The organism is Nocardia sp. CA-290969 (assembly GCF_050936135.1).
Classification (GTDB): Bacteria; Actinomycetota; Actinomycetes; order Mycobacteriales; family Mycobacteriaceae; genus Nocardia.
Genome location: NZ_JBNJNJ010000001.1, coordinates 1744870 through 1768131, shown reverse-complemented (window position 1 = coordinate 1768131; position 23262 = coordinate 1744870). Strand labels below are relative to the sequence as shown.

Below are 23262 nucleotides of genomic sequence, written 5' to 3'. Positions count from 1 at the left end.
CGATGTACTCCGTTCTAGCTCTGGGCCGCGGCGTGGAGTTCGGCGGCGCGTACCGCGCTCGCGGCGGCATCGCCCGCTGCCAGCGGCCACCCCTTCGCGCGGAGCAGGTAGGCACTGGCCGCCGACTCCGCCGCGACCCCGAGCCCGCCCTGGACATGGACTGCCATGGTGGCGGCCCGGGGCGCCTCCTCGGCCGTGTACACGAATGCCGCCGACGCGAGGGCCGGTTGCACATCGGGCTCGAATTCGAGGAACCAGGACGCGCGCCGGGCGAGATTGCGCCCGGCCTGCACCGTGATGGCGATATTGGCCAGCGGATGCGAAATACCCTGCAGCGTGGAGATCGGGACGCCCATCGTGTACCGCGTGGTGGCGAATTCCGCCGCGATACGCAGGGTTTCGTCGATCAGGCCGACCAAGGCCGCCGCTGTCAGTACCCGCCATTCGTCGAGTGCCCGGTCGTAATGGGCGAGAGCCGCGGCACCGGCGGCCAGCACCGTACGCCGGTCGGCCGCGGCCGGGTCGATCCACGCCATCGGCAACCGGCCGATATTCTCGACGCCGGCCGGGCGAGTATCGAAGCTGAGGCGCACGATCTCGTCGCCCTCGCGGACCACGATATGGTCGGCGACCGCCCCGGCCGGGATCAGCCGGGTTCCGGCCGTCGCCCCGATCCGGGACTCCAGCGCGACCAGCTGCCGACCCTCCACGATCGCGGCGTCGGCGTCGGCGTCCAACACACCCAAGCGGGCCAGCAACCGGGTCGCACAGACGTGATCGACCCACGGGACCGGGGCGAGGACGCGGCCGAGTTCCTCCGCGACGAGGGACAGATCGACCAGCGTCGCACCGTCCCCGCCCGCGGATTCGGGCAGCGCCATCGTGGTCGCGCCGGTACCGCACAGTTGCTCCCACAGGTTCTTGTCGAAACCGGTGGCCTCGGCGGCCCGCACGACCTCCAGCGGGCAGCGGCTTCTGAAGAATTTCGCGTAGGCGGCCTGTAATTCGGACTGGTCCTCGGACAGGCTGTAGTCCTGCCGCCGCAATTCGTAGCGATCCATTCTGCGTGCTCCTTGGTCCGGCGCGGCGTTCTCTGTGTTCTGGGCGATTCAGTCGTCGGCGGATCGGTCGCCGAAAAAGAAGTCCCGCGCGTTGTGGTAGAGGTAGTTGTCGAGGACGTCACCGGGGAGATCGAGAGCCGCAGCTTCCGGGACGACCCGGCGCATGGTCAGTACCGGCCAGTCGGACCCGAAGATCACTTTGTCCTTGCCCCGGGTCCGCATGAAATGAAGCAGGCTGTCGGGCAGCCGTTTCGGCGACCAGGCCGAGGTCATCAGCCGCAGATTGCGGTATTTCATGAGCAGCCGGATCGCGACATCCCACCACGGGTCGGCCCCGTGGATCATGCACAGGCGCAATTCGGGGAAGCGATAACACACACGATCGAGGTAGATCGGGTTCTGCACCTCACCGGGAATCGGCGGGCCGGGCAGCCCTGTGTTCATGCACAGCGGCAGGTCCATTTCCGCGCATTTGTAGTACAGCGGGTAGTAGACCGCGTCCGTGGGCGGATACCGGCCGTCGCCCCAGAAGCTGGGCCCGATGGCGGTGTAGGCGACGGGAAGGTCCTTCGACAAAGCTTCGAGTTCCCGCAGCGAGGAGACCGGATGCAGCAGGTCCACACCGTTGAGCGCGAGACCGAACCGTTCCGGATGTGCCTCGGCGAATTTCCGTGCGGTGGCCGACGGCTTCTTCATCGAATACATCAGTACGGCTTTTTCGACGCCCTGTTCGTCCATCTCCTCGAGCAGCGCACCGAGTTCCACCTGCTCATAGAGAGATTTCGGGCCCTTGAAGTAGTCGTCGCGGACCTTCAGCATCCAGCCGGGCTGTTCCTGTTCACCGAAGTGCACGTTGACCAGGCAGTCGATGACCTTGCGCATAGTCTCAGACCTCGTTTTCCTCCGCGACCCGTACGGTCACGCGTTGCGACGCCCAGCGGTAATCCGGTTTGCCGTTGCCGAGCCGTCTGATCTCGGTGACGAAGATGATCTCCTTGGGCACCTTGAATCCGGCCAGGCGAAGCCGGCAGGCTTCCCGCAGGACCAGTTCGGTGATCTCCAGGTCGTCGGTGATACACACCAGGGCCACGACTTCCTGTCCCCACCGCGGGCTCTGCCGCCCGACGACGAGTGCGTCGTGCACACCGGCCTGGGCGCGCAGGACTTCTTCGACCTCTTCGACGAAGACCTTCTCGCCGCCGGTGTTGACCACCAGCGAATCCCGGCCGAGCAGGCGCAGGCTCCCGTCGGTGGCGACCGTGGCCCGATCACCCGGGATCGCCAGGCGCCGCCCACCGATCACCGGGAACGTACGTTCGGTCGCTTCCGGATCGTCGAAGTAGCCGAGCGGGACGCGGCCGGTACGCGCCGCCCACCCGATCTCGGTGTCTCCGGGTTCGAGGAAGCGGCTGCGGTCGAGCGAGACCGCCGTCCCGCCGGGCATCGGCGCGAACGTGTCCACCTCCGCGCCCTTACTGCTGCGGCCGTAGCCCATCCCGCCGGTCTCCGAGGAGCCGTACCCTTCGACCACGGTGGCATGCGGAAGCAGCTCGAGCAGTTCGTGCCGGTGCTTCGGATTGGTTGCCGCACCGCCTGTTCCGATCGCCATGAGCGAATCGAGTGCATAGCGCCGCGCCCGCAGTTCCCGTACCAGCGGTCCGGCGTAGGCGTCGCCGACGATGGTCATCAGCGCGGCCCGTTCCTCTTGCGCGGCCGTCAGCGCGGTGCGGGCGTCGAACGTCCTCCGGTCGTCGTAGAGCAGAATCGTCTGCCCGGCGAGCAGACCGGCGAACGACGTCCAGATACCGGCGGCATGCGACAGCGGTGAGACCGCGAACCAGACGTACCCGGTCGCCGCGACGAGTTGTGCGAGCGGTGCCAATGATTCGTGATCGGCCCCGTTCATGGACGAGACGTACATATCGCTCTGCCGCCACAGCACGCCCTTCGGGCGCCCGGTCGTCCCGCCGGTGCACAGCATCACCACATCGTCCGGGGATGTCTCGATCACCCGGTCGGCGGCGCCGGCGGCCACTGCCTCCTCGAAGCGCACCGCGCCCGGCGGCTCGTCGATCTCGCTGCCGTCGTCCACCGAAACGAGCAGGTCCACACCCTCGGGTGCGGCGGCGGCGACCACCGGCCCGAACGATCGGTGGTAGACGATCGCGCTCGGCCGGATATAAGCGAGCAGGTCGGCTATTTCGTGCTCGGTGTAGTGGTGGTTGATATTCACCGGCACAGTGCGTGCCTTCATACAGCCGATCATCACGTCGAGGTACCGGTCGTTGCGCATGAGGAGCGCCACTCGGTCCTGGCCGCATTCCCAGCGGTCCAGCTGCTCGCGCGGAGTGCGCACGCCGAGCCCACGGGACGCGAGGAAATCGGCGAAACGGCGGGTCAGCAGGGCGGTTTCGCCGAATGTTGTCCTACGGTCGCCGCAGATGGTCATGGTCCGATCCGGCGCCGCGGCGGCGACTGCGTCGAATACGGCTCCGATACTCCATTCCGTCACCGGGATCCTCCGGAATCTCGGGCCGGCAGCACCGATACCGGATCCACAACCTGTTCGGACCGACGCCAGGCGGGTCCGTCCATGTGCCACCTCCACTACCGCGCGACCTGTCGCATACCGAATAGTAGTGTCTACTGTATAGCTATCAGTACCGCCGGGCGCAAGGTTTACCGAATAGGCAACGGGACCAAAACTGCCACCTACCCCAGGCCGAGGTGTCACGCCCGGCGGGTCCGCGGATCCGGGACTGCCGCGACGTTCGACCGGCAGGCCCGTCACGAACCATCCCGGAGCTTCTTACGGTATGGTCAACGGTATCAATGAGGGCCCGAATGCGAACCCAGGAAGACGCAGTGAGCGACAAAACCCAGGACCCGCTCCCGCCGGAAACAGTCCACCGCGAACAGGACGGTCCGGTGCTGCGGCTGACCATCGACCGGCCCGCGCGGCGCAACGCGCTGGCGCCGGGGATGCTGCGGGAGCTGATCGACGCGCTCACCCGGGCGGCGACCGACGAAAACCTGCGGGTGGTACATATCCAGGGCGCCGGCGAGGATTTCTGTTCCGGAGTGGACTGGGTGAGCACCAACAGCGACAACCGCCGCCCCCGCACCGGCGACCTGGTACGCCGCATCCCCCATACCGCCAACCGGTTGATCGAACTCGTGCACACCATCCACCTCCCCGTGGTGTGCACCGTGCGCGGATGGGCGGCCGGGATGGGGTGCAACCTCGCCCTGGCCGCCGACTTCACCGTCGCCGCGCGCGACGCGGTGTTCTGGGAACCGTTCCTGAACCGCGGTTTCAGTCCCGATACCGGATCGACCTGGCTGCTGCCCCGGCTGGTGGGGCTCGCCCGCGCCAAACGCATGCTGCTGCTCGGCGAGAAGATCGGCGGCAGCGAAGCCGCCGACTGGGGGCTCGTGCACGAGGCCGTCGACCCCGGCGACCTCGACCGGCGCGGCGCCGAGCTGGTGCACCGGCTCGCCGCCGCACCCACGGTGGCACTGGGACTGACCAAACAGGCCGTCCACGACAACTTGGACGCGAGCCTGCCCCAGGCATTGACCCACGAATTGCTGACCCTCGAACTTGCCTGCCGTACCGCGGATTTCAAGGAGGGTCTGGCCGCGTTCCGGGAGCGCCGCGATCCGCAATTCCGGGGCCGTTGATCATCCGGCGGTTGCTGTCGTTCCTGCCGTTTCCGCCCGACGGGCCGGCGCAGCGGAAGTCAGAGATAGCGGATGCCGGTTATTTCCTCGGCGACTGCCCAGAGCCGCTTCCCGACGGCCGGATCGGTGGCCTCCCGGCCGAGTCTGGCCTCCGTGACCCGGCCCCGCGTCTCCATGAGCCCGGCGGGACCGTAGAACCGGCCGCCCGGCAGACCGGGCTCGGTCGCGGCGCGCAACTGTGGCAGCGCCCCCTGTTCCACCGATTGGGTGGCCAGCAGGCCGGCCCGCGCGATCAGCCGGCCCACACGGCCACGGTGCTCCCAGGCTCGCGGAGTGAGATTGGTCCGGGTGAGACCGGGGTGGGCCAGCACGCTGACGACCGGTGATCCGGCCGCGCGCAGGCGGCGGTCCAGTTCGATACCGAAGACCGTGGTGGCGAGCTTCGACCGGCCGTAGGCGGCAGCCGCCCGGTAGGAGCGTTCGAACATCAGATCATCGAAGTCCAGGTGCGCGTTCTTGTGGGTGATCGAGCTGAGACTCACTACGCGGGCCTCCCGTGCCGCGGCCAGATTGCCGAGCAGCAGACCGGTCAGCGCGAAGTGGCCGAGCATATTGGTGCCGAGCTGCAGCTCGAAGCCGTCGGCGGTGGTGCGGCGCGGACCGAGCAGTACCACGCCGGCATTGTTGACCAGCAGGTCGATGGCCGGGAAGTCGGCGGCCAGCTTCGCCGCGAAGGTGCGCACGGAGGTGAGGGAGGCCAGATCCAGCTCGCGCACCTCGGTTTCGCCGCCGATCCGGCGGGCGGCCGCCTCGCCGGCGTCGGTATTGCGGACGGCGAGCACGACGAGGGCGCCGTGGCGCGCGAGTTCGGTGGCGGTCACCAGGCCCAGGCCTGAGTTCGCGCCGGTCACCACGGCGACCCGGCCGCGCTGGTCGGGAATGCGGTCGGCGGTCCATTCGGTCATCTGCTGCTCCTGGAGTGTGAATGCGCTGGCAGGCCGACGCTACGGACGTTGCGAGCCGGCGCGGTCGTTCTCGGTTGCCCAGGTCTGCGGGACCTACCTTCAGCTGCCGAGGCCCGGGCACACTGGAGCAGTGAGCAACCCGCATCCGTACGCTCGTGAACTCGGTGATTTCCTGCGCGCTCGGCGCGGGCAGTTACATCCACGCGACGTCGGCCTCGAGCCGGGCGGCCGGCGCAAGGTCACCGGTCTGCGCCGCGAGGAACTGGCCATGCTCGCCGGGCTGAGCACCGACTACTACCAGCGAATGGAACAGGGTCGAGAGGTACGCCCGTCCGACGACGTTCTGGACGCGCTCGCCACCGCGCTCGGCCTCGACGACGAGGAACGCCGCCACCTGTTCAAGCTGGCCCGCGCCGCCCGCCGGCCGATACCCACCCGAGTGGACCGCGCCCCGGAACAGGTGCCGGACAGTACCCGCCGGTTGATCCGAACCATGAACACCCCCGCGGTCGTCCTCGGCAGGCATCTCGACCTGCTCGACTGGAATCCGATGGCAGAGGCGCTGCTCGGTAGCCCGGACAGCTACCCGCCCGACCGGCTCAACATGCTCCTGCTGATGTTCGACGACACACTGACCGGCGAGCGGAGCTGCCCGGACTGGGAGCGGCAGGCCCTGGAATACATCGGCATGATGCGTGCCGCGGTCGCCACCGATCCCACCCACCCTCGCGCTACCGCGATAGTCGGCGAACTGAGCATCAGCAGCGCCGAGTTCCGGCGGCTCTGGTCTCGCCACGACATCCGCGAGACCGTCAGCGGCACCAAAACTTTCCGGATCCCCGAGGTCGGCGACATCACCCTGGACTGGGACACATACCCGCTTCCGGGAAATCCCGGCCCGGTCATGCTGATCTTCACGGCCGAGCCGGATACCGCCGACGCGGACCGGCTACAGCTACTCTCGACCATGCAAGCGACCCGCTCAGCGCTCGCCGGCAAGTGATCCCGCCGGAACGGCCCGCCGACGGCGGCGCTGCGACACGTCGACGTCAGCGCACATACCGATAGCGGATCGGCAGGTGTTTCAGCCCGCCGACGAATGTGGTCGCGATCAGTTCGGGCTCACCGGCCAGCTCCACCGATTCCAGCCGGGGCAGCAGTTCGGCGAAGAATTTCCCGACCTCCATCCGGGCCAGCGCGGCACCCAGGCAGAAGTGGATCCCGAACCCGAAAGCCACATGTTTGTTGGGTTCGCGGTGGATATCGAACCGGAAGGGATCGTCGAAGACTTCTTCGTCGCGGTTCGCCGACGCGTAGGACAGCAGCAGCGACTCCCCTTCCGCGATCGGCACGCCGTGGACGGTGGTGTCCTGTGCCGCGGTGCGCATGAACGCTTTCACCGGGGTGACCCAGCGGATCATCTCCTCGACCGCGTGCGGCATCAGGCCGGGATCGGCGCGCAACTCCGCACGCTGGCCGGGGTGTTCGATCAGTGCGCGCATCCCGCCGGCGATCGTGGCACTGGTGGTGTCGTGCCCGGCGGTGGCGATGATCGCGTAGTAGGACATGGTGTCGATATCAGACAGTGGTTCGCCGTCGATGGTCGCGTTGGCGATCGCCGAGGCGAGATCGCCGGTCGGGTTCGCCCGCCGCGCCTCGGTCAGCGTCTGGAAGTAGGCGAACATCTCGGCCAGCGCGTTCATGGTCTCGGTATCCGACATCGTGCGCTTGTACTCGTCGTCGTCGCTGCCGATCAGTTCCTGCGTGAGTTTGCGCATCAGCGGGAAATCGGATTCGGGGACGCCGAGCAGCGACATGATCACGTACAGCGGATAGTCGACCGCTACCTCCTGCACGAAATCGCATTCACCACCGGTATCGCGCATCCGATCGACATAGCGCACGGCGAGCTGGTCGATCCGCTCACCCATCGCACGCATGGACTTCGGGCTGAACCAGTCCGCGGCGATCGCCCGCACGATCCGGTGCTGCGGATCGTCCATATGGATCAGCGTCCGGATACCGACCGCGTCCTGCATCTCGTCCGAGGCGGCGGGCATCAGCACCGGCCGCGGCCAGTTCGTGAACACCCGGTTCGCCCGCTCGACGGCCAGGACGTCGGCGTGCCTGGTGATAGCCCAGAACGGTTTGTAGGAAGGTACATCCACCAGCGACACCGGGGCATTCGCCCGGAGCGCACCGAGCGCGGTATGCAACCGCACTTCGTCGGTGTAGGCGGCCGGGTCCGCAAGTACCTTCGCGGCATCGTCGACGATCGGCATGCTCATATGCGGTTCTTCCGTTCCGTATCTTCGGTTCGCTGCCGGCCGGACCCGTCGCCGAGGGGCCGGTCCCGCGCGTTGTGCCGCCCACCAGAGTGATTTATAGTCAGGCTTACTGTCAAGCATTCAATAACTCGTCCCGAGCAAGGGAGCGGTGGTAGTCATGTCGCCCGAACAACGCAGGATCGTGGTCGTCGGCGCCGGATCCGGGATCGGTGCGGCCACCGCCGCGCACTACCACGAGCAGGGCGAGTACGTCCTCGCGGTGGACCTTCGCCGCAGCGACACCCCGGCCGCCCGGCACGAGTACTGCGATCTGCGTGATGCCGCGTCGATCGACGCACTGCTGGAGCGCATCGATTCGGGATGGGACGTCCTGACCTACGTCGCCGGCGTACCCGGCACCGCCCCGGCGCACGATGTGCTCGCGGTGAACTATCTCGGCATGCGCCTGATGACCGAAGGGATGCTGCCGCGCCTGCGCCCGGGCGGCGCGATCGTCACCGTGGCGTCGGTCGCGGCACTGGGCTGGCAGCAACGGATCGATGAACTCGCCGACCTGCTCGACGCGACCGATCTCGACACGGTCCGGACCTGGCAGGATGCCCAGGATCCCGCCTATCCGGTGTACAGCACCTCGAAGCAGGCCGCGATCATCTACGCCAAGCGCCTGGCACCGGCCGCCTGGCAGAAGTACGGCGTCCGGGTCAATACGGTGAGCCCGGGACCGACCGAGACTCCCATCCTCACCGATTTCGAGGCCAGTATGGGCAAAGACGTCCTGGATATGGTCAAGGCGACCGTGGGCCGGCATGCGAGCGTCGACGATATCGTCCCGGTGATCACCTTCCTGGCCTCGCCTGCGGCCCGCTGGATCAACGGTCAGGATGTACATGTGGACGGTGGGTTCGTGGCGCCGATGTCGACCGGGGCGCCGATACAACTCTGAAGCAATTCCGCCGGAATTCCGCAGACGCCGATCCCACGAGCCGGCAGCGATTTCCGGGCCCCACGGACTCCGAGGGAAGCCGCACCGTCACCGAAGATTGCCGTTGCGAATGATCCCTTTTACTGTATGCATTACAGTATGTTGAATACCGCGGATTCCACAAGGTCCCGACGACCGCTAGAGGTGACTTGTGAACAGCCCAGTTCAGGACGAATCGACGCCGGTCGGGGACACCCTCGACCTACGCGACCCCTACCCGTACTTCGCCGCCCGGCGCGCCGAGGCCGGTGTCGCGCACGGCACGGTGATGGACTACTCCAAAACCCCGGAGTCGCTGCGGCCCACCGATACCTATGCGGCGTTCTCCTACGATGCGGTCAACACCGCGCTGCGCAACGGCCGGATCTTCAGCACCGCGCTCTACGATTCCACGATCGGCGTATTCATGGGACCGACCATCCTCGCGATGGACGGCGCCCGGCACCGGGCGCACCGGGGTCTCGTCTCGGCGGCGTTCAAACCGCAATCGTTGCTCACCTGGGAACCCGAGATCGTCCGGCCGATCTGCGATGAGCTCATCGACGAACTCGCCGGACGCGGCCATGCCGACCTGGTCCGCGACTTCACCTTCGAATTCCCCACCCGGGTCATCGCCCGGCTGCTCGGCCTGCCCGCGGAAGATCTACCGTTCTTCCGCAAAGCCGCCGTGTCGATCATCAGCTACGCCGGGAATGTGGAGCGCGCACTCCAGGCGTCGAAGGACCTGCAGGAGTATTTCCTCGGACATATCGAACAGCGCCGCAGCGCCCCCACCGCCGATATCATCAGCGATCTGGTGACCGCGGAGATCGACGGCGAGAAACTCACCGACGAGGCGATCTACTCGTTTCTGCGGTTGCTGCTACCGGCCGGCCTGGAAACCACCTATCGGTCCGCCGGCAATCTGCTCTACCTGCTGCTGAAGCATCCGGACCAGTTCGCGGCCGTGCAGGCCGACCACAGTCTGCTACCGCCGGCGATCGAGGAGGGGCTGCGCTACGAAACACCCCTGACCCTGGTGCAGCGTTATGTCACCGAGGACACCGAACTGGACGGCGTCGCGATCCCTCGCGGCGCGGTACTGGACCTGTGCCTGGGTTCGGCCAACCGGGACGAGAGCCGGTGGGAACGCCCGGAGGAATTCGATATCCACCGGCGCCGCATCCCGCACATCACCTTCACCGCGGGTGCGCACACCTGCCTCGGCCTGCACTTGGCCCGGATGGAGACCCGGGTCGCGCTGGACCGCCTGCTCACCCGGCTGACCGGGTTCGAACTGCGTGACGAGGGCGATCCGCATATCTTCGGCCAGCCCTTCCGTTCGCCGAATGTGCTCCCGGTGACCTTCGATGCCGTCGCCTGAACCACGCCACGGCAGCGGAAAGGACAATATTGTGACCGATGATCCCGTACTGCTCAGCCACCAGAACGGAGGCGTGCGAACGCTGACGTTCAACCGGCCGCATCGCAAGAACGCCATCACCCGCGCGATGTGGTCCGCGCTGCGCGACGAACTCCGTGACATCACCTACGGCGGCGAGGTCCGCGCGGTCGTGCTCACCGGGGCGGGTGGTTCGTTCTGTTCCGGCGCCGATATCGCCGACGCGTCCGGGATGGACGAATTCCCCGATCCCGCCGCGGAGATCCGCGCGATCAACGAGGCAGTGCTGCAGTTGCACGAACTGCCGGTACCCACGATCGCGAAGGTACGCGGTGTCGCGGTCGGGGCCGGCTGGAACCTGGCGCTCGGCTGCGATTTCGTCGTCGCCACGCCGGAAGCGAAGTTCTGCCAGATCTTCACCCGCCGGGCACTTTCGCTCGATTGCGGTGGCTCCTGGCTGCTGCCCAGACTCGTCGGGCTACAGCAGGCCAAACGCCTCGCGATGTTCGCCGACACGATCGAGGCCGCGCAAGCCCGGTCGCTCGGCCTGGTCACCTGGGTACGCCCCGAAGACACCATCGACGATTTCGTCGACGATACGGCGGCCCGCCTGGCGGCCGGACCGCCCACCGCTCTCGCGCAGACCAAATCACTGCTGAACGACGGCGCCGACCGCACCATGCGCGACGCGCTGGTCAACGAAGGACACGCGCAGCGGATCAACCTCACCTGCCCCGATGTCCTCGAGGCGTTCGCCGCGTTCAGCGAGAAGCGCGATCCGGTGTACCCCACCGCGCGCGGTGCGGATACCTGAGGCCGCCGGAAGAAACGAGAACCACTGTGAACCGGAAAACCAACGGTGTGAGTCGCCGGCGGCGGGAACGTGGCTCGCTGAATCCGGAGGACATCCTCGACGGTGCCTTCGAACTCGCCGAGCAGGTATCGATCGACGGGTTGAGCATGCCGATGCTCGGTAAGCACCTCGATGTGGGGGTGACCAGTATCTACTGGTATTTCCGCAAGAAGGACGATCTGCTCAACGCCATGACCGACCGGGCGCTGAGCCGGCACATTTTCGACGCCCCGTTCATCGATCCGGCCGATTGGCGTGATTCGCTGACCCAGCACGCCCGCACCATGCGCCGTGCCTTCCTGGGCAACCCGATTCTGTGCGATCTGGTACTGATCCGCTCCGCGCTGAGCCCACCCGCCGCCCGCCTCGGCGCCCGCGGGATGGAACGCGCGGTGGCGGCCCTGGTCGAGGCCGGGCTGACCGTCGACCAGGCGTTCGACACGTATTCGGCGGTCAATCTGCACATCCGGGGATCGGTGGTCCTGCAACGGCTCTACGACAAGAACTCCGAACTCGGTGCTTCGGCCCGCGCCTACTACGAAGAGATCCAGGTCGACCCGGAGAAGACTCCGCTGCTCTCCCAGGCGATGTCGAAGGGCCGCAGATCGGGCGCACCGGACGAACACAATTTCGAGTACGGCCTGACGTGCCTCCTCGACCATGTGAGCAGGCTGATCGCGGCGAATCGGTGAGGACCGCGTGATCGACACAGCCGCGGACGGCCCGGAACAGCAATGACTGTCTCCGAGCCGTCCACCGGTGCAGCTCAGGGGATATCGGGTTCGGGAACGTGGAAGTGTTCGTCACGCAGCCGGAAAGCTTCCCGGGTGCCGTGTTCGGCGCGGGTTTTGACGAAATTGAACTCGCCTTCGGCGAACTGGAGGTTGGTGCCGAACGCGTGGAACAGATAGCTCGCGACCTCTTCACCCTGGTATGCCTGGCTCTGTTCGACCAGCCGGAATGCCTCTTTGGCGATGACCACACCGTCGGCGGGCATTTTCGACGCTTTCTCGGCCCAGTAGCGCGCGCGGGCGGTGACCGCGGCGGGGGCACAGGTTTCGGTGAACACGCCCAGGTGTTCGACCGCGGCCGCGTCGATGATGTCGCCGGTGAGCAGCAGGCGCCGGGCGAGTACCGGACCGAGCCGGTGGAAGAACATGTGCAGGCTGCCGAGGGCCGGTCCGAGGAATCGGGTGGCGGGCATCCCGATTCTGGTGTCACGGGCGATCACCGAGATATCGGTCATCAGTGCCATTTCGAAGCCGCCGCCGAGGGCGTAGCCGCTGATCTCGCCCACGGTGACCTTCGGATAGCCCATGAGGTTGTGGTAGAAGCCGAATGATCTGCGGTCCACGGTGAGTCGGCGGCGCTGGCTCGGGCGGCTCTTCGCCGGTGTGCCGTCGCCGCTGGGCGCGCGTTCGCCGTACCAGCCGTAGGCGTTGTTCATATCGGCGCCGGTGCTGAACACGCCCTCGGTGCCGCGGAGCAGTACCACGGTGATGTCGTCGTCTTCGGCCGCGCGGTCCAGGTGCCGGGCCAGCGCGTCACGCATGGCCGCGTTGTAGGAGTTGCGCCGCGCGGGGTTGTCGAGGGTGATGGTGGCGATCCGGCCACCGGGGTCCACGTCGTAGTGGACTCGGCCGTCGGCGGCACTGGAGCTGATCATCGAGGGGCCTCTTCTCTTCGCAGGTGATGCCGGGGGTCAGTCGCGTACGCGGCGGCGGCCGAACCGGGTTCCGGCCAGTTTCGCCGCGGCGGCCGCGACGGTTTCGACCTCCGCCGTGCACAGCAGGGTGTCGTCGCGCAGCAGCCGGGCCGCCGACCGGATTCCGGTGTCGTGCGCTACGCGTTCGATCTCGAAGCGCAACTCCACCAGGATCGGCGTCGGCCGGCGGTAGGTGATGTTCATCGACCGGGTTTTCCCGGTGACGCCGGCCGCGCAGCTCTGGTGCTGGACCACCGCATCGAAGAACACGCCGAGGAACCCGCCGTGTACGAGTCCGGGCGGCCCCTCGTGCACCAGCGGGAACGTGATCCGGCCGGCGGCGTGCCCGGGGCCGAGCAGGTCGAAACGGTATTCGGGAAAGCAGGGGTTGTAGGCGCCGATATCGAAGGCGTGGTCCAGGTAGACGCGCTGAGCATCGCTTGCCTCCGGCCCCACCCGGGGCGCGGGGTCCAAGGGTGCCGCGCCGGCCAGTTCCCGTTCCCACCGGTCGAGGTGCTCGATCATCGTGTCGACAGCGGGGTGGGGATGTTCGAGGGAAATCAGTAGCCCGGCGATCCGGCGCAGTGCACCGGCCGCGGCCACCGTCTGAGCGAGGGGTTGTTCGCCGAAGTAGATGGGTGCCGTGGGGTGCACCAAAGGGTCGGGTATCTCGTTCGCGGCCATCGAACCCTGCTTTCGTTGCCGACACGTCTGCACAAACCTTGGCAGAAGCTCAACGGTACTGTCTACTGTATATATATCAGTATGCGCTCTGTCCCCGTCCGCCCAGGAGGGAACCATGCCGTTCGACACCATCGACTACACGGTCGACGGGCACACGGCCACCATCACACTGAATCGGCCCGGCGCCCTCAACGCGCTCAGCCCGCAGATGATCACCGAGCTGCGCGCCGCCTACGACGAGGCCGAGAACGACGACACAGTGTGGTTGCTCATCGTCACCGGCGCGGGCCGCGCGTTCTGCACCGGCGCCGACGTCAAGGCCATCCCCGGTGACGGCAAGGTGATCAACGAACGGCCGTATCTGTCCACCTACGAACAGTGGGAGGCACCCCAGGAGGGCACACCCCCGTTCCGGACCATGACCAAACCGGTACTCACCGCGGTCAACGGCGTGTGCTGCGGGGCGGGACTGGATTGGGTGACCACCGGCGATATCGTCATCGCCTCGGACCGGGCGACTTTTTTCGACCCGCACGTCAGTATCGGCTTGGTCGCCGGACGTGAGGTGGTCCGCCTGGCCCGGGTGCTGCCGCGCACGGTCGCTCTCCGGATGGCGTTGATGGGTAAACACGAGCGGATGAGCGCCCAGCGCGCCTATGAGCTCGGGATGGTCACCGAGATTGTCGAACACGATCGGCTGCTGGAACGCGCTCACGAGATCGCGGAGATCGTCAATTCCAATGCGCCGCTGGCTGTCCGGGGTACCCGGCTGGCGATCGTGAAAGGGCTGGACATCCCGCTGCACGAGGCCGAGATGCTCGCCGAATCGTTCCGGGAGCGGGTCACCCGCACCGAGGACGCGCTAGAGGGCCCGAGAGCATTCATCGAGAAGCGCACGCCCGATTGGCGCTGTCGATGAGCCCCGCGCCGCAGAACCCGGCACCCCGGGAACCCGGGCCGTCGACCCCTCGTCCGGCGGGCGCTCGGAACAACGCGTCCGATTCGGCGACTTCCGGGTCGGCGGACGCAGCGGCATCGGGTGCCGGCAGCAGTGGTTTCGAAACAATTCTGCTCGAGGTCGATCCGTCCGACCGGGTCGCGACGCTCACCTTGAATCGACCCGGACGCCTGAACGCATTCAACCGGGCCATGTGTGAGGAAGTCGAACGCGCCTGGCGCATAATCAAACTCGACGACTCGGTGCATGCGGTCGTCCTGCGCGCGGCGGGTGACCGGGCCTTCAGCGCCGGACTCGATATCAAATCTCCTTACGGGCAGCCGGCCAGTGTCTGGCATCACGAGGATCCCGGTGAGTTGCTCAGCCCCAAATGGCAGAAGATGTGGAAGCCGGTGGTGTGTGCGGTGCACGGGATGTGCACGGCGGGGGCGTTCTATTTCGTCAACGAATCCGATGTCGTGATCTGTTCGGAGGAGGCGACTTTCTTCGATTCGCATGTTTCCGCGGGCCTGGTCTCGGCGCTGGAACCGGTCGGGCTCATGCGCCGGGTCGGGCTCGGGGAGACATTGCGGATGGCGCTGATGGGCAATGACGAACGGGTCTGCGCGCCGACCGCGCTGCGGATCGGCCTGGTGTCGGAGGTCGTCACCCGCGAGCAGTTGTGGGCCCGCGCGCACGAGATCGCCGCGACCATCGCCGCCAAACCGCCGGCCGCCACCCAGGGCACCGTCAAAGCGATCTGGGAGTCGCTCGACAAGCCCTACCGGGCGGCGCTCGACCACGGGCTGATCTATACCCGCCTGGGCAATCCGATCGGCAAGTCCGAGCTGGCCGCCGACCCGCCCACCGCGACCGAACCGAGGATCCGCTGATGACCCAGACGGGACCACACACCCATCCGCTGAGCCGCCGGATAGCCCATGTGCTGGCCTTGCAACCCGATTCACCCGCCCTGGAATTCGACGAGCGCTGGTACTCGTGGGGGCACATCGGCGGGCTGGTGCAGCGCATCGGTGCGGTCCTCGAGCCGGACGCGGGGCCCCGTTCCGTCGGGATCCTGCTGCGGAACCGTCCCGAACACGTGGCCGCGCTGCTGACGGTACTGCTCGCCGGCAGCACGGTGGTGGTGATCAACCCGTCGCGTGGCGACGACCGGACGCGTGGTGATATCACCGCCCTGCGGCTGCCGGTGCTCATCGGCTCACCCGGCGACCTCGATGCGCTGGTGGCGCCGCGTCCGGAGACCACAGTCGTCTCGATTCCTGGTCCGGATGCGCTGCCCGAGATCCGTGTCACGGCCACCTCGCCGGACATCGGAGCGGCGCGGCCGGGGGTGGCCGTCCGGATGCTGACCAGCGGCACCACCGGACCGCCGAAGCGGGTGGACCTCACCTACGACATGCTGGCCCGCAGCGTGCTGGGCACCGAGCCGGCGGCGGCCGCGGCACCGGAGCAGCCGCGCGAAGGTGTGGCCATCGTCAACGCGCCGCTGGTGCATATCGGCGGGGTGTTCCGGGTGCTCCAGTGCGTCACCGAGGCCCGGCCGTTCGTCCTGCTCCCCCGGTTCGAGCTGAAGTCCTGGGTGCGGGCGGTTCGCGCGCACCGGCCGGGTGCGGTGTCGCTGGTACCGGCGGCGCTGCGGATGGTGCTGCATTCGGAGCTGCGGCGGGAGGATCTCGCCGGTATCCGCGTCGTCACCTCCGGAACGGCGCCGCTGTCGGCCGAGGACGCCGACGCCTTCCACGAGAAATTCGGCATCCCGGTGCTGACCTCCTACGCCGCCACCGAATTCGGCGGCGGAGTGGCCGGCTGGACCCTGCCCGATCACGAGCGTTACTGGACCGTGAAACGGGGCAGTGTGGGCCGGGCCACCGGCGGCGCCCGGTTGCGGGTGGTCGACGAGCACGGCGCAGTCCTCGGCCCGGGCGAACCGGGAATACTCGAAGTGATCCCCGGCCAGCTGGGACCGGGGGCCGACTGGATCCGCACCACCGACCTGGCCCGGATAGACGCGGACGGATTCCTGTGGATCCTGGGCCGGGCAGACCAGGCCATCATCCGCGGCGGTTTCAAGATCATGCCCGACGATGTGCGCAGCGCCCTGGAAAGCCATCCGGCGGTGCGCGGCGCCGCCGTGGTCGGGCGGCCGGACCCGCGACTCGGCGAGACACCGGTGGCGCTGGTCGAACTGCGCGAACACACGACTACCTCGGCCGACGAGTTGACCGGACACCTGCGAACCCGGCTGGCGCGCTATGAGATTCCGACGGAATTGGCTTTGGTCGACGCGATTCCCCGCACCCCCTCGGGCAAACCCGACCTCCGCGCGGTACTGCGCCACTTCGAAGAAGGCGCGGCGACATCACACGCACAGATACACCCTGACAGCGACGAAACCGTTCGACCCCGGTTCGGCGAACCCCGCAATCCCGCCGGAGACGAGCCCGCCGACTTCACCGGATGTCGGCCCGACGACCCTCCCGGGCGCCAGGACGCCGACCCACCCGGGCGTGTGCCCACCGACCTCGCCGCTCTCCGCCCCACCGACCCGACCGGACACCGGGCAACCGCCCGGAACGGACGTGAACCCACCGACCCGGTCACACACGAAGCCGTCGATATCGGCCGCGAACAGGCGGACCCCAGCGGACGTAAGACGGCGTCCCACACCGGAGGGGACCATGTCGGCTGACGACAACATTCTCGCCCGGGTGCTCCGCCGGCAAGCACGCGAGCGTAGCGAGCACCCTTTGCTGGTCTGCGATCAGGAGCGGATCACCTACGCCGACGCGGAGTCGCGATCCGGCCGCCTCGCCCGCGCACTCATTACCCTCGGTGCGGGCAAGGGTACGCATATCGGGTTGCTGTACCCCAATGGCGCGGATTTCGTGATCGGAGCCTTCGCCGCGGCCCGGATCGGTGCCGTCGTGGTGCCTTTCTCCACCTTCTCGACCCCGCGGGAGCTGGGTGCGCAATTGGTGGGCAGCGATATACAGATCCTGCTGGCCACGGCCGGTTACCGCACGCACGATTATGTTGCGCGATTGTCCGAGTTGCTGCCCGGCGCCTTCGATTCGGATGCTCGCGCCGCAGATCGTCTGCTGTGCCCGGCCGCCCCACAACTCCGGCATATTGCGATCGACTATGCCGCCGCAAACCCGCGCACCCCTGGATCGGCGGCACCTCGCCCGGAGCTTCCGGACGGCCCCGAACCGCGCGACGGCCGGATCGGTCTCTTCGGTACCGGACGACGTATCCGCGATATCGGCGAACTCGACCCGCTCGCCGATACCGTCGCCGAGGAGCTCCTCGCGGCAATGGAGCGCGATGTCGATGCCGCCGATCCGCTGGCGATCATCCACACCTCCGGTTCGACCAGCGCCCCGAAGGGCGTCGTGCACACCCACGGCGGCCTGCTCGGACATCAGCACAATCTCAACGAGATCCGCCGCCTCACCCCCGGCGACCGGCTGTTCTGCAATTCCCCGTTCTTCTGGATCGGTGGTTTCGGCTACGCCTTGCTGGCGAGCCTGCTGGCCGGTTCGACGCTGATCTGTTCCGACGCCACCGACGCCAGCGCCACGCTGGACCTCGTGGAGGCCGAAAAACCCACTGTGACAAACGGTTTCGCCGCCGGCGTCGCCCATCTCGCCCGGCATCCGAGTTTCGCGGGACGCGATCTGTCCTCGATGCGCCGCGGCAACCTGTACACGATCATGCCCGCCGACGTGCGTCCGGCCGACCCGGAACTGCGGCACAATATGCTCGGTATGACCGAGGCGGGCAGTGTGGTGCTGCTCAGCGGCGACGATTCCGATCAACCCGAGCACCGCCGCGGTTCGTTCGGCAAACCCGCACCCGGTTTCGATACCCGGATCGTGGATCCCGGCACCGGCGCAGACACTCCGATCGGTGAGACCGGTGAACTGTACATCCGCGGACCGTATGTGATGCAGGGCTATTACGGGCGCAGCCGGGAAGAATCGTTCGATGCCGACGGCTGGTTCCACACCGGCGATCTGGTGCGGGTGGACGCCGATGGTTTCTGCTACTTCCTCGGCCGGCGCGGCGCCATGATCAAAACCGCAGGCGCGAACGTCTCCCCCGCCGAGGTCGAGAAGGCCATTACGAAAGTCACCGGCGCGACAGCGCATGTGCTCGGCCTGCCCGACCCCGAGCGCGGGCAGATCGTGGCGGCCGTACTCGTCACTCCCGACGCGACCGTCGACACCGCGCTGCGCGAACACCTCCGGCAGGAGCTGTCGGCCTACAAAATTCCCCGGCGATTCGCGGCAATACGACCCGCCGACGTCCCCCTGCTCGCCGGCGGCAAAGTGGATATCCAGCGACTCGGAGAGATCTTCCATGCCTGAACGCACCGAGGCGGCCGACACCATCGACACACTGTTACGCCGAGCCGCGGAGCGCGGAGACCATCCGGCGGTGATCGACCCGCACACCCGCACCACCTACGCCGACCTCGACACCACCACCCGCCGCCTCGCCGCCGCCTTCGTGGAAGCCGGAATCACCAAGGGCACCCGGGTAGGACTCGTAGCCCCCAACAGCGTCGGCTGGGTGCGGATCGCGCTCGCACTCACCCGGATCGGCGCCGTCCTGGTCCCGATGAGCACCTTGCTGAAACCGCCGGAACTGATCGCCCAGCTGCGGGTTGCCGGCGCAGCGGTACTGATCACCACCGAGGAATTCCGCGGTCACCGCTATCTCGACGGTTTGCGCTCCGAACTCGGCGACTCGATCGACACAGCACCGATCCACGCACCCGAATTGCCCGCGCTCCGGCAGATATTCAGCGTCGAGGCCGCCACCGCACTCGTGCCGGCACCGGCCGCCACCGGGGCATCCACCGACGCCCGGGCAGCCGGCGCACAGCTCGTCGCGACACCGGCCGCGGCCGCGGTCGCCGAAGCGCTGGCCGCTACCGTCCGCCCCGCCGACCCCATACTCATCATGTTCACCTCCGGCAGCCGCGGCCTGCCCAAAGGTGTGATCCATTCACACGGCAACGCGCTGGCCGCCGTGCGCTCGGGGCTCACCGCCCGCTGTATCGACGCCGAAACCCGGCTCTACCTCCCGATGCCGTTCTTCTGGGTGGGCGGTTTCGGCGGCGGTATCCTCTCCGCGCTCGCCGCGGGCGCCACCCTGGTCACCGAGGAGATACCGCGCCCGGAATCGACCCTGGAGCTGCTCGAACGCGAACGGGTCACCCTGTTCCGGGGCTGGCCCGACCAAGCCCAGGCCCTCGCCCGCCGGGCGCAAACCCTCGGCACCGACCTGTCCGCTCTGCGCCCCGGCAGCCTCGAAGCACTCCTACCACCCGACCAACGCGCACGGCCCGGCGCCCGCGCGAATCTGTTCGGGATGACCGAATCCTTCGGCCCCTACTGCGGCTATCCCGCCGACACCGATATGCCGGAGTCCGCGCACGGCAGCTGCGGCCGGCCGTTCGACGGCATGCAGGTACGCATCACCGATACCGCGGGAAATCCGGTGCCCGCCGGGATGATCGGCGAGATCCAGTTGCGCGGTCCGCATATTCTGCGCGGTATCTGCGGCCGCGGACGCGAGGAGGTGTTCACCGCCGACGGCTACTACCCCACCGGCGACCTCGGCCGCCTCGACGAGGCGGGCTTCCTCTATTACCACGGCCGCCGCGACGATATGTTCAAGGTCAACGGCGCCACCGTCTACCCCTGCGAAGTCGAGAAGGCGCTGCGATCGCTGGCGGGCGTCACCGGCGCCTTCGTCACCGATATCGACCGCGGCGACGGCGACCGGGTGGCCGCCGCCCTGGTCGTCACGGGCCGCCCGAGTATCGACGGGCTGCGCGCCGCGACCAAGGAGATCCTGAGTTCGTTCAAGGTGCCGACCATCTGGCTGCTGCTCGATTCCGATACCGATATTCCGCGCGGCACCACGGGCAAGGTCGATATCGCCGCCCTGCGCAAGCTGCTCACCGACCGCGGTATCGACGCCGATACCGCCACCGGACCGTCCCACTGAACATCTCCGGCGGGCGCCACATCGCGCTGTGGCGCCGGTTATCGACCCACGCACCCGGAAACGCTCGTGCGCTCCGGCACAACTCGACAGGGAAAACCATGACCTCCACTCAGGCAATCGGCGATCTATTCGACCACATCGGCTTCCGGAAGGAACCGGACGAAACAGGCGTGGAGACCTGGGAATTACCGGTAGCCCCGCACGTCGTCAACACTTCGGGCGGCCTCCAGGGCGGCCTCATCGCCACCCTGGTCGATATCGCCGCGGGCACCTTGGCGCTGGAAAGCCTGCCCGCCGGCGGTGTGGTGACCTCGGATCTGAATGTGCGCTATTTCCGCGCAGTCACCACCGGCACCGCACGCACGGTCTCCACCATCGTGCACGACGGGAAACGCTCGATCGTCGTACAGGTCGAGGTGCGCAACATGCCCGAAGACCACCTCGCCGCACTCGCCACGGTGAGTTTCGCCAAAGTCGGCCACAATACGCGCACCGGCGGCTGAAGCCCATACCGACCGACGACGATCGGCCGGCGTTCATCGCGGGTGCCGTGGCTTCTCCGGGCCGGTCGAAACGCCGCTCATCGAACTGGGGCCGGTATCCCCAGACCGTGACGCCCACCAGACCTGCCACCAGCAGCGCCAGCACCACCGAGTCGGTCACCGGTTGGCTCCAGCCGCATGCCACCGAGCAAAAGACAGCCGGGGAATCACTGTCTCCACGTCGGCAACATCCATGACCCGGTTCAGCTCCAGCGGGCCGAGGTGCTCGGGCGCGGGCAGGATCACCATATCCGCTCCCGCGTTGCGGGCTTGGTCGGCTACTGGCAGCAACGAGCGTTCATCCGGCCATACGAGGTGGTAGCCGAGGCGCCGGGCAAGCCGCAGCACCTGCGCGCGGTCCCATTCGGGCGTGGTGCTGGCGTCGAGGTCGACCCAGCCGAGGGCGATCGAACGATCGCTCATCCTTCCGCCCCGCCGGGGATGTCGGGTGTGGCCCGGCCGTGCAGGGACGCAGACCATGGAAAAGTGCGTTGAGCCGCAAGGCACGACGTGCGACAAATGGCGGCCAGGCGTCCGGGGTAGTCGAGGGTGCGAACAGCTCGCATGCATGGTGCCTTTCGAATGCGGTGAGAGCGGTGCACCCAGTAAGCCAAGAAACTCTTGGCCTTTCGATTACACGGAGCCGATATCACCGACCAGCTGCTAATCTCACCGTGAGATGGACTTCTGGCGTTCGGCGTGGGAGGACAATTGTGCACGGGTCTGCGTTCGCCCCGGTTGTGGTCCCATCCGAAGTATGGGCACGTGACGAGGTCCAGCGCCTGCTCGCCGATCGTGATGTCGCCGGTCTCCTTCGTCTGGTGCAGCAGCACACCGGCGCCAGTCAGCAACGCCTCGCCACCGCACTGGCTATTTCCCAGGGCCGAGTCAATGAGTTGATCAACCGGCGGCGGCAGATAACCAGCCTCAGTTCGTTCCAACGGTTGGCCGACGGCCTGGGTATGCCGGACCCGTCCCGGATAGCCCTGGGACTCGCACCCCTGGGCAGCCCGCCGGTGACGACAGATCGTGCCGAGATCGCCCGCACATATCCGTCGCAGGCGGATGCCGCCGACGATATTCGTACCGCGGTTCGCGGCTCGGCGGCCATCGACGTCATGGCAGTCCGCGGCCTCGGCATTCTCGGCTTGAAGGACTCGCTACTTCGCGGGGCGATCCCGACCGGCGCCCGGCTACGCACACTCCTGCTCAATCCTGACTCGGACGCCGCCGCGTACCGCGCGAAGGAGATCGGCGAATCTGCCGAATCGTTCACAGCGGGCATCCGGTTATCGATCTCGCGGCTCCGGGAGCTATCCGTCGCGGGACGGCAAGTCGAGGTCTATCTCTATGACCACGTACCGGTCTGGCGGATCATCAGTATCGACGGGCCATCCGGAATTTTGTTTGTTTCCGCGTTCACCGACCAGCGGGAAGCACATTCGTGCCCGACCCAGCGGATCGAACCCAACCCGCGCGGGATCCTGCACCATGCGTTCCGGCGAACCCTGGAGCACACGGTAACCACCGCACATCGCGTTGTGTGATCGACGGCAGAAAGGCAGCACCGTGATCGAGGCAGAATATAAAGCCGAACTGACGACTCCGGACCGAGTCCGGGCTGCCTTACGTGAGCGGGCCACACCTATTGCGGTTTCGTACTGGGACACCTATTACGACACCCCGGACAACCGGTTCGACGGTAGCGGCCGTGAGCTCCGGCTCCGCACAGTGCAGGACTCCACCGGCCGACAATGGCACCTGCTCACGTTCAAAGCCCCTGCCGTCGACACGGAAACCGGATCCAAACCGGAGTTCGAAACCAGCGTGGCCGATCGCGATGCCATGCAGGACATCATTTTCCAGCTCGGTTTCCGGCCTTCGATCTCTTTCACCAAGCGATGCGAGAACTTCGAGTTCACCACTGCGGGCCGGAGCATGCTCGCCACCATCGCCGAGGTTCCGGAGATAGCCGGAACCTTCCTCGAACTCGAGACCCGGACAGAAGAATCCGACCTTCCGCTCGCACTCGAAGACCTGCGAACAGTACTCGCCGAGCTCGGTATTTCTCCCGGAGAGCTGACGAACAAGCTCTACACCGACGCAGTCCGCCAGGCACGCCGATAGCCGCACCA

Annotated in this window: 21 protein-coding genes and 1 pseudogene; 14 read left to right on the top strand and 8 right to left on the bottom strand. The window is 67.2% G+C overall.

What is annotated here, in order from left to right:
* Positions 1-14: 14 nt before the first annotated feature.
* Genes ACQEVO_RS08305 through ACQEVO_RS08295 form a run of 3 tightly spaced genes read right to left on the bottom strand, consistent with a single transcriptional unit; the run spans position 15 to position 3573 of the window.
* Positions 15-1061, bottom strand: a complete 1047-nt coding sequence (locus ACQEVO_RS08305) for an acyl-CoA dehydrogenase family protein (protein ID WP_432910588.1) — start codon at positions 1059-1061, stop codon at positions 15-17.
* Positions 1062-1109: 48 nt separating this feature from the next.
* Positions 1110-1943: an amidohydrolase family protein gene (locus ACQEVO_RS08300; protein WP_432910585.1), complete on the bottom strand. Its 834-nt coding sequence runs from the start codon at positions 1941-1943 to the stop codon at positions 1110-1112.
* Positions 1944-1947: 4 nt separating this feature from the next.
* On the bottom strand, positions 1948-3573 hold the full coding sequence (locus tag ACQEVO_RS08295) for an AMP-binding protein (RefSeq protein WP_432910584.1): 1626 nt from the start codon (positions 3571-3573) through the stop codon (positions 1948-1950).
* A gap of 332 nt (positions 3574-3905) precedes the next feature.
* Between ACQEVO_RS08295 and ACQEVO_RS08290 the strand changes: the two genes are divergently transcribed.
* The gene (locus ACQEVO_RS08290) at positions 3906-4745 is read left to right on the top strand and encodes an enoyl-CoA hydratase/isomerase family protein (RefSeq protein WP_432910581.1); all 840 of its coding nucleotides are present in this window, start codon (positions 3906-3908) and stop codon (positions 4743-4745) included.
* 59 nt (positions 4746-4804) lie between these two features.
* Here the strand turns inward: ACQEVO_RS08290 and ACQEVO_RS08285 are convergent, their stop codons facing one another.
* Positions 4805-5710, bottom strand: a complete 906-nt coding sequence (locus tag ACQEVO_RS08285) for an oxidoreductase (RefSeq protein ID WP_432910579.1) — start codon at positions 5708-5710, stop codon at positions 4805-4807.
* A 130-nt stretch (positions 5711-5840) separates the two neighbouring features.
* Between ACQEVO_RS08285 and ACQEVO_RS08280 the strand changes: the two genes are divergently transcribed.
* Positions 5841-6713, top strand: a complete 873-nt coding sequence (locus ACQEVO_RS08280) for a helix-turn-helix transcriptional regulator (protein ID WP_432910576.1) — start codon at positions 5841-5843, stop codon at positions 6711-6713.
* A 46-nt stretch (positions 6714-6759) separates the two neighbouring features.
* Here the strand turns inward: ACQEVO_RS08280 and ACQEVO_RS08275 are convergent, their stop codons facing one another.
* The gene (locus ACQEVO_RS08275) at positions 6760-7998 is read right to left on the bottom strand and encodes a cytochrome P450 (RefSeq protein WP_432910573.1); all 1239 of its coding nucleotides are present in this window, start codon (positions 7996-7998) and stop codon (positions 6760-6762) included.
* A gap of 157 nt (positions 7999-8155) precedes the next feature.
* On the opposite strand from ACQEVO_RS08275, the gene ACQEVO_RS08270 reads away from it, so the two are divergent.
* The 4 genes from ACQEVO_RS08270 to ACQEVO_RS08255 all read left to right on the top strand — a co-directional run bounded on the left by ACQEVO_RS08270 (position 8156) and on the right by ACQEVO_RS08255 (position 11906).
* Entirely contained in the window at positions 8156-8941 is a 786-nt protein-coding gene (locus ACQEVO_RS08270; RefSeq protein ID WP_432910571.1) for a coniferyl-alcohol dehydrogenase, read from the top strand.
* A 190-nt stretch (positions 8942-9131) separates the two neighbouring features.
* Entirely contained in the window at positions 9132-10343 is a 1212-nt protein-coding gene (locus ACQEVO_RS08265) for a cytochrome P450 (protein ID WP_432910569.1), read from the top strand.
* Positions 10330-11175: an enoyl-CoA hydratase/isomerase family protein gene (locus tag ACQEVO_RS08260; protein ID WP_432910567.1), complete on the top strand. Its 846-nt coding sequence runs from the start codon at positions 10330-10332 to the stop codon at positions 11173-11175. Before ACQEVO_RS08265 ends, ACQEVO_RS08260 begins: the two co-directional genes overlap by 14 nt.
* A gap of 26 nt (positions 11176-11201) precedes the next feature.
* The gene (locus tag ACQEVO_RS08255) at positions 11202-11906 is read left to right on the top strand and encodes a TetR/AcrR family transcriptional regulator (protein WP_432910565.1); all 705 of its coding nucleotides are present in this window, start codon (positions 11202-11204) and stop codon (positions 11904-11906) included.
* A gap of 74 nt (positions 11907-11980) precedes the next feature.
* On the opposite strand, the gene ACQEVO_RS08250 is transcribed toward ACQEVO_RS08255, so the two are convergent.
* Both ACQEVO_RS08250 and ACQEVO_RS08245 read right to left on the bottom strand, forming a co-directional pair.
* A complete protein-coding gene (locus ACQEVO_RS08250) occupies positions 11981-12880 on the bottom strand; it encodes an enoyl-CoA hydratase/isomerase family protein (protein ID WP_432910562.1) in 900 nt (299 codons plus the stop codon).
* Positions 12881-12916: 36 nt separating this feature from the next.
* Positions 12917-13603, bottom strand: a complete 687-nt coding sequence (locus ACQEVO_RS08245; RefSeq protein WP_432910560.1) for a PaaI family thioesterase — start codon at positions 13601-13603, stop codon at positions 12917-12919.
* Between the two features lie 115 nt (positions 13604-13718).
* On the opposite strand from ACQEVO_RS08245, the gene ACQEVO_RS08240 reads away from it, so the two are divergent.
* The 6 genes and pseudogenes from ACQEVO_RS08240 to ACQEVO_RS08215 all read left to right on the top strand — a co-directional run bounded on the left by ACQEVO_RS08240 (position 13719) and on the right by ACQEVO_RS08215 (position 21088).
* Entirely contained in the window at positions 13719-14522 is an 804-nt protein-coding gene (locus ACQEVO_RS08240; RefSeq protein WP_432910557.1) for an enoyl-CoA hydratase/isomerase family protein, read from the top strand.
* Entirely contained in the window at positions 14519-15433 is a 915-nt protein-coding gene (locus ACQEVO_RS08235) for an enoyl-CoA hydratase/isomerase family protein (RefSeq protein WP_432910555.1), read from the top strand. Before ACQEVO_RS08240 ends, ACQEVO_RS08235 begins: the two co-directional genes overlap by 4 nt.
* Positions 15433-16914, top strand: a pseudogene (locus tag ACQEVO_RS08230) (class I adenylate-forming enzyme family protein); the annotation flags it as partial. The gene ACQEVO_RS08235 and the pseudogene ACQEVO_RS08230, both read left to right, overlap by 1 nt.
* A gap of 328 nt (positions 16915-17242) precedes the next feature.
* Entirely contained in the window at positions 17243-18934 is a 1692-nt protein-coding gene (locus ACQEVO_RS08225; RefSeq protein ID WP_432910554.1) for a class I adenylate-forming enzyme family protein, read from the top strand.
* Positions 18927-20585, top strand: a complete 1659-nt coding sequence (locus ACQEVO_RS08220; protein WP_432910552.1) for a class I adenylate-forming enzyme family protein — start codon at positions 18927-18929, stop codon at positions 20583-20585. Before ACQEVO_RS08225 ends, ACQEVO_RS08220 begins: the two co-directional genes overlap by 8 nt.
* Positions 20586-20683: 98 nt before the next feature.
* On the top strand, positions 20684-21088 hold the full coding sequence (locus ACQEVO_RS08215) for a PaaI family thioesterase (protein WP_432910549.1): 405 nt from the start codon (positions 20684-20686) through the stop codon (positions 21086-21088).
* 156 nt (positions 21089-21244) lie between these two features.
* Here the strand turns inward: ACQEVO_RS08215 and ACQEVO_RS08210 are convergent, their stop codons facing one another.
* Positions 21245-21550 (bottom strand): hypothetical protein, encoded by a 306-nt coding sequence (locus ACQEVO_RS08210; protein ID WP_432910546.1) that lies wholly within the window; start codon positions 21548-21550, stop codon positions 21245-21247.
* 38 nt (positions 21551-21588) lie between these two features.
* Between ACQEVO_RS08210 and ACQEVO_RS08205 the strand changes: the two genes are divergently transcribed.
* Positions 21589-22674 (top strand): helix-turn-helix domain-containing protein, encoded by a 1086-nt coding sequence (locus ACQEVO_RS08205; RefSeq protein ID WP_432910544.1) that lies wholly within the window; start codon positions 21589-21591, stop codon positions 22672-22674.
* A 22-nt stretch (positions 22675-22696) separates the two neighbouring features.
* Positions 22697-23254: a class IV adenylate cyclase gene (gene cyaB / locus ACQEVO_RS08200; RefSeq protein ID WP_432910541.1), complete on the top strand. Its 558-nt coding sequence runs from the start codon at positions 22697-22699 to the stop codon at positions 23252-23254.
* Positions 23255-23262: the final 8 nt, after the last annotated feature.